This window comes from Microbacterium altimontanum (genome assembly GCF_058349865.2).
Genome location: NZ_JBYRJB020000011.1, coordinates 14,929 through 28,413 on the forward strand (window position 1 = coordinate 14,929; position 13,485 = coordinate 28,413).

The following is a 13,485-nucleotide window of genomic DNA, read 5'->3' on the forward strand; positions in this document are numbered from 1 at the left end:
ACCACCGATGTCGACCCTCGATCTCCTCACCGACACCTTTCCGCACGGAACCCCGGACGGCTATCGTCTCGGCTGCCGCACCGCGGCGTGCCCGGCCGTCCTGCCCTGCCGTGCGGTGCACAGCCGCTACTGCGGCGACTTCACCTTCGCCAAGCTCATCGACGCCGGCGTGCCGCTGGCCGAGATCCTCGAGCGCGACGCCGCCGAGAAAGAGAGCATCCGCCACCGCGACCAGATCGCCGCCCGCAAGGCACGACGAGCAGCTGCACAGCCGAAGGCGGCGGCGCGAACGAAGACGGCGACCCGGCCTCGCGCCGCGGGAACCACGACGTCGCCCCGGCCGAAGCCGGCCGCCGCACAGCAGCCCGCTCGCACATCCCGGCCGCAGCGCCCCCACCCCGGGCACAAGTGGCTCGCCGAGGCGACCGAGGCGATCGCGCAGCTGCCGGCAGACATGCAGGCGCAGCGTCGGGAGGATCTCGCCCAGTACCGACGCGACCTCGATCGTCACGTCGCAGAGCTCGCCCAGTGGCAGGAGCGACGGGACGCGGCCCGCGCTCACCTGAAAGCCGCGGCCTCGACACTCAAGACCGCGACGATCGCCTCCGGCACCGGCCTGTCTGTTAGCGGCGCGATCGAGAACGCGCTGCACGCCGCCACCATCCAGCACCAAGCGGCGACCGACACGCTCGCGCAGGTCGACCAGCAGAAGCCTCCGGCACCGGCCAAGCCCCGCGCACCGCGGCCGCCTCGTGCGCCTCGCATCAGCAAACCCCGTCAGCTGCAGCCGCACGGCACGAACGCCTGCCGAGCTCGCGGCTGCGACCGTCCCGAGTGCATCGAAGCGGGCCGCGAGTATCACCGGATCTGGATGCAACAGCGCCGCGCCGAAAGCATCCCCCTCGAGCACCACGGCACCGCCTACGGGTATCAGCTGGGATGCAAAGACCGGGAGACCTGCCCCGCAGAGATCTCCTGCGCCGACGCCTCCCTCGCCGAAGAGCGCCGCCGGCGCCGCGAAGCCGGCATCGGCGAGCAAGCTCCTCGCGTCCCCGCCGAACCCGTCCGCGAGCACGTCCGTCAGCTGATGGCCGGCGGCATGACCGTCCTGGGCATCGCGGAGAAGGCGGGCGTGTCCAAGACCGGGGTGAAGATCCTGCTCTACGGACGCTCGGGCGCACGCAAGGGCGAACTCCCCCGCGAGATCGAAGAGACCAAGGCGCAGCGCATCCTCGCGCTGCAGCCCGCCGACGCCACCCTGGCGATCTCCGCCTGATCCCCTCGACGCCCACCCGGTAGCATCGAGGCCTGGGCACCCGTCCGTAGAGCATCCTCTGTTCGCAGTGGTGCCGCCCTCCCAGTTGTGTATCTGACAATCCGCATCTGAGTTGGCTCCGGACGGGTGCCCTTTCTCTTTGCCTGCAGACGCGGATTACTCGTCGTCGTCGTCGCCGATCGCGATAAACCGGAACTCCGGGTGCCGACGTCGCGCCGACGCCAGCAGGGCATCCATCTCCCCGGTCGCCGAGTGAGTGCGAACGGTCAGCTGCTCGCCGGAGAGCCGGTACGTCGCCAGCGCCATATCGAGCAGTCGCGTCGCTACACCCTTCCCGCGCCAAGCCTCATCGACCTCGACGTGCTCGAGGTAGAGATCCTGGTCGTCGATCCACCGCATCACGAGCGTTCCGTGCGTCACCCCGGCCCTGTCCTCCTCCCAACACGCCACCCGCGAGGGCTCTTTCCTCGCCTGCATCACCACGTACTCGTCCATGTCGCTCTCCCGTTCGATCGTGAGCACCTTCACTAAGAAATATCGGCCGCGCGGCTCCCGAACCGTGAAGCGTCCCTGTCCTCGTCGACGAGGCCCACCCACTGTGCGGCCAGACACTCACGACCCGGAGAACCACCGAGCCGGCGCGGCCGCCGCCCACTGATCCAACGCCGGCGACGAGTACCCGAAGTAACGCAGGATCAGCAGCGCGGCGTTGTAGGCGAAGAGGCACCCCAGCCTCACCTGGAAGTTGATCACCCGCGGGATCGCGGGGTAGTCGGTTGACGTGATCCCGTCTTCATCCCTCGTTGTGGACTGGAAGGCGAGCGAGATCACCGAGGGGTGCGTGTTGTCGGAGAGCACGTCGTACAGCGCTGCGGCCCCGGTCATGTGGAGCTCGAGAAAGAGACCGATCGACTTGCCCAGGGGCAGCATCGGCTCGCCGCCGATCCGCCACTCGTCAATCTGCTGCGGGTTGTCCAGAGGAGTGTCGACGTCGTCGAAGAGCTCACGGATGCGGGCGAGGAGCTCGTCGCGCTTGCCCTTGAACTGCTTCGCCCGGGGCTTGTCCCACTTGCCGGCTGTGAACCGCTGCCGCTGTATCGCCGCCAGGTGATCGAGCATTTCACGTGCGACCCTGCGGGTGCCCGCCTCCGCCTCCGGGAGCGGCTCAAGCAGCCACGCGACTCGACCGGCGTACTCGAGCTCCGATCTCACCAGCGGCCAAACACCCAGAGGAATCATCGGCTCAGCGCGCAGCAACGTCACCACGGACCGCAGCTGCAGCACGATCGCGTTGACCAGGTTGCCCGCCATCTGGCCATGGGCGTACTCGAGGTTCCGCGGCCGGTTCTCCGGGAACGCCTGCACGATCGCACGGGCGTCGAGCGCGGATGCCGAGTCCGGTGCTGCGCCGGCACCGGACTGAGCCGAATCCTCGTGCCATGCGGCGATGAGCGCCTCGCACACCTCCGCGAGCTTTATCGGGCTCAGGTCGCCGTCGTCGCTCGCCGCCGCCCGGTCGTAAGTGGTCATCTACCCAATTCCTTGTCGTCGTTGTCGCTGTAATCCGCTACAAGATGTCCAACCCCGGCCCAGTAGTTCTCAGTCGCAATAAGCCTCGAGGACCACCTCGATCAAGGCCATTTAGAGCCTCCGCTGCACTACCGCCTCGTCTATGTGCGCGGCGGAAAGGGCGGTTCTGTGGAGGACGGTGACGGCGATCGCGCCAAGGATCGCGAGTCCGAGGAGCGCGATGGCGGCGATCGGCAGGCCGATGGCGCCGAGCCATCCGGCGATCGGGTAGCTGATCAGAAAGCAGCCGTGGGACAGGGCGAACTGAGCGGTGTAGACCAGGTTGCGGTTGGCGGGGGTGGATGCGTCGGCGAGAAGCCGCGACGAGGGGGTATTGATCAGTGATGTGCTGGCTCCGAGGAGCGCCCAGGTGGCGAGCAGCGCCCACCACCCCCCCCCCCGTCGATACCGCGACGACCGTCATGGCGACAGCGGCGCCCATGGCGGCGACGAGGAGCCAAGCACCGATGCTCATGGTGCGGAGCACTCCGATTCTGTCCACGATCCAGGGGACGTTCAGCGCGACGACGAGGGACCCGACACCGTACGCGCCGAGCGCGAGGGCGAGCGCGGAGTCATCGAGGCCGAACACGCCCTTGGCGTAGACGACGGAGTTGACCAGGACAATCGCGGTGCCGGCTGCGACGACGATGTTAGCGGCCATCAGGAAGCGGAGGCTGGGGGTGCGGGCGAAGACGCGCAGGCCGGTGGGCAGCCGTTCCCAGAAGGTACCGGTGATCGCCTCCGGGACGTGAGCGGGGAGGCGGGCGATGAGGACGAGGGTGGCGGAGGCTGCGAAACCGAGCGCGGTGCCGATGAACAGGTTGTTGTAGCTGATCACGGTGAGCAGGGCTGCGGCGATGACAGGGCTGAGGATCGAGTCCAGGTCGTAGGCGAGGCGGGAGAGCGCGAGCGCACGGGTGTACTGCTGGAGGTCGGGCAGCACGCTCGGGATGAGCGATTGGAACGCGGGGGTGAAGGTCGCAGACGCGGATTGCAGCACGAACACGAGCAGGTAGATCTGCCAGGTGTCCTGGACGAAGGGCAGGGTGAGCGCGATCGCGAGTCGGACCGCGTCGGCGCCGACCAGGACGGCCTTTTTGGGGAGCCGGTCCACGAGCGCTGCGACCAGGGGTGCGACGCCGACGTAGGCGACCATCTTGATCGTCAGCGCGGTGCCGAGCACCGATCCGGCGGCGTCGCCGGCGATCTGGAACGCGAGCAGTCCGAGGGCGACGGTGAGCAGCCCGGTGCCGACCAGGGCGATGACCTGGGCGAAGAACAGCGCCCGGTACGTGCCGTTGCGGAGGACGGTGATCATGACGGCCCGGGTCGGGTGGTGTCGGCTTCGGTGTGGTGGTGCGGGACGGTGCCGCCAAGGGAGTGCTCTGCTTGGAAGATCGCGTCCGTGACGAGCTGGCGGGCGTGTTCGTCGGCGAGGGCGTAGAAGACGCGGGTGCCGTCTTGCCGGGTGGTGACCATGCGGGCCAGGCGCAGCTTGGCCAGGTGCTGGGAGACGGCGGCCGGGGACTTGTCGACGATGTCGGCGATGTGGTTCACGGACAGCTCCCCCGCCCCGTCCAGCGCGAGGATGATCCGCACGCGGGTGGCGTCGGCGAGCATGGTGAAGACCTCGACGGCGAGCTCGACGTACAGGCTGTCGGGGTCGCGACCGCACGTCTTGTTATCTGCATCCATACGCAGATTATTTCATATGGAGGGCGCGGCCGGCAGCTGACGAGAATGCTCAGTCGAGATGACGCGCGCGATGCAGCAGAGCATCCATGCCGAATTCGAGGTGCGCGGCGACGTTGTCGCCGAGGAAGAGATCGCGGACGCTGGTCAGGGCGGGGAACGAATGCGAGGCGAGTTCCTGCTCGAAACGGTGGGCGCCGTCCTCAGGGGTGGTCTGCTCTTCGTGGACGAGGCCGACCACGAGGTAGTTGAGACTCCAGAAGGTGGTGACCGCGAGGTCGGGGTCGACGCCGGCATCGAGCAGCGCGGCGATCACCGCCTCCCCCAGGCGCAGGGTGTTGGTCTCGGAGACCCGCGTGCCCGAGACGAGGTGCGCGCCGTCGCGGTGGTTCAGCAGGACCTGACGGTAGCGGCGGAAGATCTCCTTGACCCGGTCGATCGGCGGGTGCGGGAGGTCGTCGAAGGAGAGCTCGCCGAGGATGGCGTCGGCCATCAGGTCGAGCAGGCGCGCCTTGCTTCCCACCTGCAGTGACACCGAGTTGAGGTGGACGTCGAGGTGTCGGGCGATCCCCCGGAGGGTGATGGCGTCCGCTCCGTCGCGATCGAGCAGGAGCAGGGCGGCGTGGATGACGTCGCGGCGGGACAGTCGGTCGGCCACAGGGTTCTCCTCGGGGTTGGTCAGTGACCAACATTGTAGTAGCTTGGTCACCGACCAAGAGTGTTGGTCACTGACCAAGTGAGGGAGCAGGACATGGGTGCGGGTCACAATCACGGTGCGCCGGCGAGCGAGGCGGGAGCGCCTGGGGATCACCGGGCACGTCTGTGGATCGCGTTTGGTCTGACGACGACGATCGTGGTCGCGCAGGCGATCGGGTCTGTCGTCACCGGCAGCCTGGCGCTGCTGACGGACACCGCCCACGCGATCACCGACGCATCCGGACTGCTGGTCGCGCTGATCGCCGCGACCTTGATGCTGCGGCCGGCCAACCCGAAGCGGACCTGGGGGTTCCGGCGGATCGAGGTGATCGCCGCGCTCGGACAGGCCGCGCTGCTGCTGGTGGTCGGCACCTACGCCGCCATCGAGGGCATCCGGCGTCTGTTCGAGCCGCCGGAGGTCGCCGCCGGCGAGATGCTCGTGTTCGGCATCGTGGGACTGGCCGCGAATGTCGTGGCGATCGTGATCTTGTCGTCGAGCCGCGGCGCGAACTTCAACATGCGTGCCGCGTTCCTGGAGGTGATCAACGATGCACTCGGCTCCCTCGGAGTGATCGTGGCCGCGATCGTGATCGCCACGACCGGCTTCCAGCAGGCCGACGCGATAGCGGGCCTCCTGATCGCCGGGCTGATCGTGCCGCGCGCGATCATCCTGATGCGTGACACCACCCGGGTGCTCATGGAGTTCACCCCCGCCGGGCTCGACTTGGACGAGGTGCGCCGGCATATCCTCGAGCTCAAGCACGTCACCGACGTACACGACCTGCACGCGTCGACGGTCGCGACGGGCCTGCCCACCCTAACCGCCCACATCGTGGTCGAGGACGAGTGCTTCACCGATGGGCATGCCGCAGAGGTGTTGCACGAGGTCCGCGAATGCGTGGCCGGGCACTTCCCGGTGTCGATCCAGCACTCGACCTTCCAGGTCGAGACCGCGCACCTCACCGAGGACGAGTCGGCCCTGGTCCGGCACCGCTGAGCGCGGCTAGCAGCTCACGGGAGCAGTGTCTCGAAGGCCCCGCCGTGCTGATGCCGGTCCCAGATGGAGCCGGCGATCTGGGCGGCGTCGATGCTGGGGAAGCTGCCGTCCGCGTTCCATTCGGCGGCGGCGTCCGCGGCGGCGCTGCCCTCGATCATCGCGGCGACGAAGGTTGCCCCGACGAACACATCGCCGGCGAGCTCATCGCGCAGGGTAGCGAGGTAGTTGCGGGCGGCGGCCATCGCCGGGGCGGGACCACTCATCCCGGCGGGTGCGCCCAGGGCGCTGGCGCCGTTGACGTAGAAGATCGCACCGTGCTCGCTACCTCGGAGGTCCGCCAGGGTGAGTTGAACGGTGGTGATCAGCGGGTAGAGGAACAGGTCCGCGAAGGTGCGGGCCTGTTCGCTGGTGAGATCTGCCGCCGGGACGAATCCGTCGTCGGAGGCCGCGGTGAAGGCGATCGCGTCGATCCGCCCGAGCCGCTCGCGCACCTGGTCGATGACCGTGCGCAGCTCGTGCGGGTTTGTGATGTCGGCGGGGAACGCGGCGATCTCGCCGCCGTTGCGGCGGATGCTGTCGGCCAGAGCGGTGAGCGGGTCGGATCGGCGGGCGACGAGGGCGACGTTCCAGCCTTCGGCGGCGTAGGTGTGTGCGAGGGCGCGGCCGGTGCCGGGTCCGGCGCCGAGGATGAGCAGGGTGGCGGTCATGGGTGTCCTTCGGGGTGGGGTGGGTCAGTCGAGGCCGCGCGGGTGCTGCAGCGGGAGGGCAGCGACAGTGGGGTGGTCGAGACCGAGAACACCGGTCTTGGCGGCACCGCCGGGTGAACCGAGCTCGGTGAAGAACTCGACGTTGACGGTGTAGTAGTCGGCCCACTCGTCGGGGAGGTCATCTTCGTAGTAGATCGCTTCGACCGGGCAGACGGGCTCGCAGGCACCGCAGTCGACGCATTCGTCGGGATGGATGTAGAGCATCCGGTCGCCCTCGTAGATGCAGTCCACCGGGCACTCGTCCAGACAGGCGCGGTCGGTGACGTCCACGCAGGGCAGTGCGATCACATAGGTCATCAGTAGGGTCTACTCGGTGACGTTGATGATCATCGTGAGCCCGCCGGCGCCGTCGGTCTCGACGTTGTTGTTGGTCGTGTGGTGGTTGATGTGGCAGTGGATGAGCCACTTGCCGGGCTCCAGCGCCTCCCAGATCACGTCGTAGCGTTGACCGGGCCCGATGTTGATGGTGTCGGCTTTGAATTGTTGGTCTTCGGCGAGGGATTCACCGTCGCGGGCGACGACGGTGAACGGGCCGCCGTGGATGTGCATCGGGTGGATGCCGACGGTGTTCGAGCCGATGAAGCGGACCCTGAGGGTCTCGCCAACTTTCATGTCGATGGTTTCGGTGGCCGGGTACGCCTTGCCGTTGATGGTGAAGTAGTTCGGCATCCCTCCTTCCATCGGCATCGCCGGATAGGTCAGGCCTTCTCGGTTGAGCCATTCCTGCAGCTGGATCGTGTAATCGTGATCTGCTGGTGGCTGCTGGGACGGGTCGGCCGGGTCGATGATGAGGGCCCCGTAGAGGCCAAGGGATTGCTGCCGGTCGGCGTGGTCGTGGGAGTGGTAGAAGAAGGTGCCCCACTGCTTGACGGTGTACTCGTAGCTGTACGTGTCACCGGGCTCGATCGGGTCCTGGGTGATGCCGGCAGGGCCGTCCATCTCGTTGGGGACGTCCAGGCCGTGCCAGTGCACAGTGGTGGTTTCGCCGAGCTTGTTGGTGACGTCGATGCGGATCCGGTCGCCTTGGGTGAAGTTCAGCCGGGGCCCGGGCACCTGCCCGTTGTACGCGTATGCGTCGACGGCAACACCAGGGAGGATCTCCCATCGGATCAGGGAGACAGTGAGCTCGTAGATCTTCACGCCATCCTCGATCCGGGAAGGCTCGAGGACCTCGTCACCACGGGTGTCCACGTCGTAGGCGCTGGTGACGTCCCGCGGATCGACCGCAGCCATGTCCTCCATCGCCTCGGCGGGAGTGTCGCGGGTCATGATCATGCCCGGCGGCATGATCAGACCTCCGACGTCTTCGGCGCTGAGGGTCATGTTGACCGCGTTGGCGGGGGCGACCATGCCCACGATCAGTGCGATCGTCGCGAACGAGGCAACGACGGTCAGCTGCGGCACAGTGACCTTGCTTGCCCCATTGGGCTGATGCTGCTCATGCTCGGATGGCTGTTGCGCATCGTCATGCCCCGCTCCGGATCCGGCGGCCATCGCCGCGTGCCCGGCGTGTTCAGGCTGCGGATCGGTGGCCGGCTCCTTGCGCTGAGTCATCAGTCCGTGCTTGATGCCCTTCTTCACCATCCACACGTTGGAGGGGTAGGCCAGCGCAAAGCCGGCGGCAACACCGACGGACATCACGGCCCAGAAGATGAGTTCAGTGGGGACCATGGCCCGCATGTCCCGCCCCATCATCAGCAGCGACATCACCGGCGCCATCCCGGCCATCATGAAGTTCATGCTGATGAATTCCGGCAGGAACGAGCGGCGCACGTTCTGCCAGTAGGTGCCTCCCATCATGTTCTTCATGAACAGGGCCTGGAAGATGAAGAGCCCGAAAGCGAATCCGGCGATGTACTCGATGATCAGATCGAGCCACATCGGCAGGCCCAGGGTAGAGACGATCACCGCGGCGGCGATGATTCCCGTCGCGTCTCCGGCCACGCAGTGAATGGTCGATCCGATGCCCTGCTTCCAGAGGGGCTTTGTGAACTCTTCGTGCTCCCCCGGCCGTGGCTCCTTGTCCGCCAGGACATATAGGAGCGCACCGATGGGTCCGAGGTAGAGGGTGACGAGGATAAAGCCCCACTTCATCACGGTGGGCTCGGGGTTGCTTCGGAACTGGTCGACGCCGACCCAAAGGGTACTGATGGCTACAAGGACGAACCAGCCGACCAGGAAGTAGTCGATGGGTTGGATCAGCATGGCGCTCCTTTTCGCCGAGCCGGTCGGTGCGAAGGAGGCTCAGACCCGTATAGCCTACCCCCGCAGGGTATCCACGATTGGTGGTGTGCCTGCTCGTGCCCCTGGCTCCTCCGGCTGATTCATCAGCGTGATTGCTAAAGTGAGCGCCACCATGGTGTCGGCGCTGCGTTCTCCGGGAGACGCCCTGCGGGGCGATCGGTGGCTGGTGCTGCGTGCCATTACGGTGCTGGGCTTGGGGTTGCTGGTCTGCGCCGGGATCTTCTCGAGCACGCATGCCGAGGAGGGCTCCTCGGGAACGGGGACCGCGGTCAGTGTTGTCACCCCGGAGCTTGTGGCGGATGCGCCTGCAGGAGCAGCCGCTAGCGCGGAGACGGTCGCGGTGCCTACGGATGGGGCGCTCGGTGCAGCGGCATGTTTCATCGGGGTGCTGTGCACGCTGCTGATCTTTACCCTGATCCGCGCGTTCGTGTTGCGGGGGCGGGCCGCACCGTTGCGGGCGCCCCACGTGCGACGTCCGCTGCGCGCCATGCCCATGCCGGGCGGTGCGCCGCCCACGCCGATATCGCTCGTCCAGTTGTCGATTTCTCGAACCTGAGAACCGGGTCGCCGTCCCGTTGTGGGCGGCTCCTCCCCCGCCATCGGCGGGGATGATGACCTGCCGTTTTCGTGTTCTTGGAGAGCTTCGTGACTCATTTTTCGGGGGCGACGCCTGTCGCCGCTGCGGCCACCCCGCCGGGTGTGTGCCGTATTGACCTGTTTTTCTGCCCACCCGAGCCGTTCACCACCGTCCCGGGGGTGCTCGGTTCTGCTGTGACGCGGCGGGCGGGGCTGTCCCTGCGCCCTGGCATCGCGTTCGGTGAGTCTGTGGGGTACGGCTGGTGACCGCGCCGGGACTGTCGCATCGCCGCGCCATCATTGTCGGCGCCGGGCAGGCGGGCCTGGCGGTCGCCGCGGGGCTGATCGCTCGCGGTCTGCGCCCGCAGCAGGATTTCGTGGTCATCGATGCGGCGCCGCGCGGACAGCGCAGTTGGGCGTCCCGGTGGCATTCGATGGAGCTGCTGAGTCCGGCGCGGCACAGCACGCTGCCGGGACTGCCGCTGCCTGGCGATCCCCGACGGCGCCCGCGAGCCGATGAGATCCTCGAGTATCTGGACTCGGTGGAGGCCGCGCTGGGGGTCACCCCGGTGTGGTCAATCCGGGCCTTGGGGCTCGAGCGGCGCGGCGACGGGATGGCGTTGACGCTGTCCACGACAGCGGGCGAGGTGCAGACCCGCAACGTGGTGTGTGCGACGGGCGCGTCCGCGCGCCCGCGCGTCCCCGAATGGGTCACCCGGATGCGGGTTCCCGGAGTGCGGATCCACAGCAGCGACTACCACTACCCGAAGCAGGTCCCGGCGGGCAACGTGCTGGTCGTGGGCGGCGGCAATAGCGGCGTCCAGATCGCGCGTGAGCTCGCACCCTCGCACACCGTCACTCTGTCCACGCGCACCCCGCGACGTCACCGTCCAGCGATGCGGTATCCCGCCGCCGCCGGCACCTCCACGTCGTGGACGTCGGGGGCGCAGGTGCCCGAACCCGTCTTCGGGAACAGGGATGAGCAGCTCCGGCAGGCCGGGGTGAAGCTGGTGCCGGCCGTGATGGATGTGCAGGACCCGTCGACGGTGGTGCTGGCTGACGGCGAGCAGGTGCGGGGAATCGATTCGGTGATCCTCGCGACCGGGTACCGGGCGGGTGACGAATGGCTGCCCGAGGTGGTGCGAACCGAACCCTCCCGCCGCACCCTCACCTCAATGCCGGGCCTGTTCGTGGCGGGGATCCCCGCGTACAGTCGGCGGCGAGCCGACACGCTGGCCGGAGTGGGGCGTGACGCGGCCGCGATCGCTCGACAGATCGTGGACCGGCCGTGAACCGCGGCGGACACCAGCGGCGGCCGCGGGCTTGGTGGCGGCGGTCCCGTCCGGAGCATCCGCGGAGTGACCAGCGCGACGAGGTCGCCGACGCGGCTCGGCGGTACCGTCGGCAGCGCCGCTTCGTGCGTCTCGGGCAGGTTCTCATGTTGGCCGGTGTGGTGGTCGCGGTGGCGCACTGGTTGATGCACCTGGAGATCTTCGGCCCGGGGCAACCGGAAGGGTGGGTGGATCTGGCCGCGGGGTACCCGATGGGTGCGCTGCTACTCCTGGTGGGAGCGGTCATCGCGGGACGGAAACCGGCATGACACGCCTCCGCGATTCCGGCGCGCTCCGCGTTCTCCCCCCACTCCCCCGGACCCGTCGGCAGGATCAGGGACGGGAGCGGGCACCACTGCTGCCGTTGTGGGCGGCGCTGCCGGCAGCGGCCGTGGCCGGGATCCTCATGGACCTCGCCTACCCGGAGGTGGGCTGGTGGCCGGCCGCGTTCCTGGCAGCCGGGGTGCTGCTGGTCGCCGCGATCGGCCGCAGCGTGGCCGGTTCCCTCGCGGTCGGGCTGGTGTTTGGGCTGGTGTTCTTCTCCCTGGTGGTGTCGTGGACGTCCCGGTACCTGGGGCCGGTGCCGTGGGCGGCGCTGACGGTGGTCGAGGGGGCACTGACCGCGGTGTGGGTGATCCCGCTGACGTTGGCGTACCGGTGGGTTCCCCGGCTTGTTCCTCCGGGGACGGTGCGTCTGGTGCTGCTTCCCGGTGTGGTGGCCGCGCTGTGGACGGGCAGGGAGGTGATGCTCGGGGCGTGGCCGTACGGCGGGTTCCCGTGGGCGCGTCTGGGGATGACGCAGTCAGAGTCTCCCGCCGCGGCGGTCGCGTCGTGGGTGGGGGTGAGCGGGTTGAGCTTCGTGATGGTGTTTGCCGTTGCGGTCAGCATCGAGTGGGCACGCACCCGCGCCTGGCGATACCCGCCGCGCACACTGGTTCCTGCCGCGACGATCGGCGTCCTGCTGCTCACGCCGGCGTTCCCGACGACCCCGGCCGGGACGATGCGGGTCGGCGCCGTGCAGGGCAACGGCCCCTCCGGGTATTTCGATCAACGCGGCCCGTGGTCGATCGCGTCGGCGCAGGGTGACGCGTCGGCCGCGCTGGCGGGCACCGATCTGGATCTGCTGGTCTGGCCGGAGGGGTTGGACGACGACCCGTTCGACAGTGACTACCTCGCCGCCTACCTGACCGGGGTCAGTGAGCGGGCGGGGGCGCCGCTGCTGGCGAACGCCGCTACCAGGGTCGACGGGAAGTTCTACAACACGTCGTTCCTGTGGGACCCGACGCTCAGCTCGACCCCGCCCAGGGACCAGCTGCAGACACACGCGAAACGCAACCCGGTGCCGTTCGGCGAGTACGTTCCCGATCGGGACTTCTACATGATGTTGGCCCCGGATCTGGTGGGGCTGATCCAGCGGGAGTATGCGCACGGGACCAACCCGCCGGTCGTGTCGGTGGGCGGCACCAGAGTCGGGCTGGCGATCTGCTTCGACGTCATCTATGACCAGGTGATCTCCGAGAGCATCAGTGCCGGTGCGGAGCTGTTGGTGTTCCAGACCAACAACGCCGATTTCCGTGGCACGGATGAGAATCTGCAGCAGCTCGCGTTCGCGCGAATGCGGGCGATCGAGACCGGCCGGTCCGTCGTGAACGTGTCGACCGTCGGGACGAGCCAGATCATCCGTCCCGACGGGTCCACGATGGCCTCGCTACCCGCCGATGAGCCGGGCGTGATGGCCGAGGCCGTCGAACTGCGCACCGGCGTCACCCCGGGGGCTGTCGCGGGCGGATTCATCTCCACCGTGACGGTGTGGAACGGGCTGATTCTTCTCACTCTCGCCGGTGTGCTGGTGCTCCGGCAGGACCGGCGCCGCGGCGACCGGCCTGCCGGAGGGGCGGGTTAGAGCGTCGCGAGCAGGTCGGTGCAGGCCTGCTCGCAGCGGCGGCAGGCCTCGGCGCAGACCCGGCAGTGCTCGTGCATGTCGGCGTGCGCGTCGCACTCGGCCGCACATGCGGTGCAGGCGGCGCGGAGGGCCTCCAGGGTGGCGCGGAGGATGGTCGTGTCGGGAGTGGTGCGACGGGAGAGGATCCGTGCGGTGGCGTCGCACAGGTCGGCGCAGTCCTGGTTGATGCGGATGCAGGTGGTGAGCTCGGCGACCATCTCTTCGCTGAGACAGGCGTCCGCGCACGCGGTGCAGGCCTGCCCGCACTCCAGGCATGCGTCGATGCAGGCCAGCAGAGCGTCTCGTGCCGGTCCGTCGAGCGGGCGCGGGTGGGTGTCGATCATCTGGGCGGTGACAGTCATGGTTCCTCCGGGGTCGTGGGAGGCGCCACG

Annotated in this window: 14 protein-coding genes; 5 read left to right on the top strand and 9 right to left on the bottom strand. The window is 68.2% G+C overall.

Annotated elements, in window-relative coordinates; all coding sequences use genetic code 11:
* Window positions 1-7: 7 nt before the first annotated feature.
* On the top strand, window positions 8-1,276 hold the full coding sequence (locus tag AC3RX1_RS16285; protein WP_061018331.1) for a hypothetical protein: 1,269 nt from the start codon (window positions 8-10) through the stop codon (window positions 1,274-1,276).
* Window positions 1,277-1,432: 156 nt separating this feature from the next.
* Here AC3RX1_RS16285 and AC3RX1_RS16290 read toward each other — a convergent pair whose 3' ends face one another.
* The 5 genes from AC3RX1_RS16290 to AC3RX1_RS16310 form a co-directional block, all read right to left on the bottom strand.
* A complete protein-coding gene (locus AC3RX1_RS16290) occupies window positions 1,433-1,804 on the bottom strand; it encodes a GNAT family N-acetyltransferase (protein ID WP_061018333.1) in 372 nt (123 codons plus the stop codon).
* Window positions 1,805-1,888: 84 nt separating this feature from the next.
* A complete protein-coding gene (locus AC3RX1_RS16295) occupies window positions 1,889-2,806 on the bottom strand; it encodes a hypothetical protein (RefSeq protein ID WP_061018335.1) in 918 nt (305 codons plus the stop codon).
* Between the two features lie 37 nt (window positions 2,807-2,843).
* Window positions 2,844-4,166, bottom strand: coding sequence for an MFS transporter (locus AC3RX1_RS16300; RefSeq protein ID WP_491502307.1), 1,323 nt, complete (start codon window positions 4,164-4,166; stop codon window positions 2,844-2,846).
* A complete protein-coding gene (locus tag AC3RX1_RS16305; protein WP_061018340.1) occupies window positions 4,163-4,543 on the bottom strand; it encodes an ArsR/SmtB family transcription factor in 381 nt (126 codons plus the stop codon). Before AC3RX1_RS16305 ends, AC3RX1_RS16300 begins: the two co-directional genes overlap by 4 nt.
* Before the next feature lie 49 nt (window positions 4,544-4,592).
* Window positions 4,593-5,198 (bottom strand): TetR/AcrR family transcriptional regulator C-terminal domain-containing protein, encoded by a 606-nt coding sequence (locus AC3RX1_RS16310; protein WP_061018341.1) that lies wholly within the window; start codon window positions 5,196-5,198, stop codon window positions 4,593-4,595.
* Between the two features lie 93 nt (window positions 5,199-5,291).
* Between AC3RX1_RS16310 and AC3RX1_RS16315 the strand changes: the two genes are divergently transcribed.
* Complete coding sequence (locus AC3RX1_RS16315; RefSeq protein ID WP_061018344.1) at window positions 5,292-6,233, top strand: cation diffusion facilitator family transporter; 942 nt, start codon at window positions 5,292-5,294, stop codon at window positions 6,231-6,233.
* Between the two features lie 14 nt (window positions 6,234-6,247).
* Here AC3RX1_RS16315 and AC3RX1_RS16320 read toward each other — a convergent pair whose 3' ends face one another.
* Genes AC3RX1_RS16320 through AC3RX1_RS16330 form a run of 3 tightly spaced genes read right to left on the bottom strand, consistent with a single transcriptional unit; the run spans window position 6,248 to window position 9,205 of the window.
* A complete protein-coding gene (locus AC3RX1_RS16320; protein WP_061018346.1) occupies window positions 6,248-6,940 on the bottom strand; it encodes an SDR family NAD(P)-dependent oxidoreductase in 693 nt (230 codons plus the stop codon).
* A gap of 24 nt (window positions 6,941-6,964) precedes the next feature.
* Window positions 6,965-7,297, bottom strand: coding sequence for a ferredoxin (fdxA, locus tag AC3RX1_RS16325; protein ID WP_061018348.1), 333 nt, complete (start codon window positions 7,295-7,297; stop codon window positions 6,965-6,967).
* A 9-nt stretch (window positions 7,298-7,306) separates the two neighbouring features.
* On the bottom strand, window positions 7,307-9,205 hold the full coding sequence (locus AC3RX1_RS16330; RefSeq protein WP_061018351.1) for a multicopper oxidase domain-containing protein: 1,899 nt from the start codon (window positions 9,203-9,205) through the stop codon (window positions 7,307-7,309).
* Window positions 9,206-9,344: 139 nt separating this feature from the next.
* Between AC3RX1_RS16330 and AC3RX1_RS16335 the strand changes: the two genes are divergently transcribed.
* The 3 genes from AC3RX1_RS16335 (at window position 9,345) to lnt (ending at window position 13,054) form a co-directional block, all read left to right on the top strand.
* Window positions 9,345-9,800 carry a hypothetical protein gene (locus tag AC3RX1_RS16335; protein ID WP_157543647.1) on the top strand — a complete coding sequence of 152 codons (456 nt, stop codon included), beginning with the start codon at window positions 9,345-9,347 and terminating at the stop codon, window positions 9,798-9,800.
* Window positions 9,801-10,083: 283 nt separating this feature from the next.
* Window positions 10,084-11,112 (top strand): flavin-containing monooxygenase, encoded by a 1,029-nt coding sequence (locus tag AC3RX1_RS16340; protein WP_061018355.1) that lies wholly within the window; start codon window positions 10,084-10,086, stop codon window positions 11,110-11,112.
* A 304-nt stretch (window positions 11,113-11,416) separates the two neighbouring features.
* Entirely contained in the window at window positions 11,417-13,054 is a 1,638-nt protein-coding gene (gene lnt, locus AC3RX1_RS16345; RefSeq protein WP_082738576.1) for an apolipoprotein N-acyltransferase, read from the top strand.
* Here lnt and AC3RX1_RS16350 read toward each other — a convergent pair.
* A complete protein-coding gene (locus AC3RX1_RS16350) occupies window positions 13,051-13,455 on the bottom strand; it encodes a four-helix bundle copper-binding protein (protein WP_061018357.1) in 405 nt (134 codons plus the stop codon). The genes lnt and AC3RX1_RS16350 overlap by 4 nt on opposite strands.
* Window positions 13,456-13,485 lie beyond the last annotated feature (30 nt).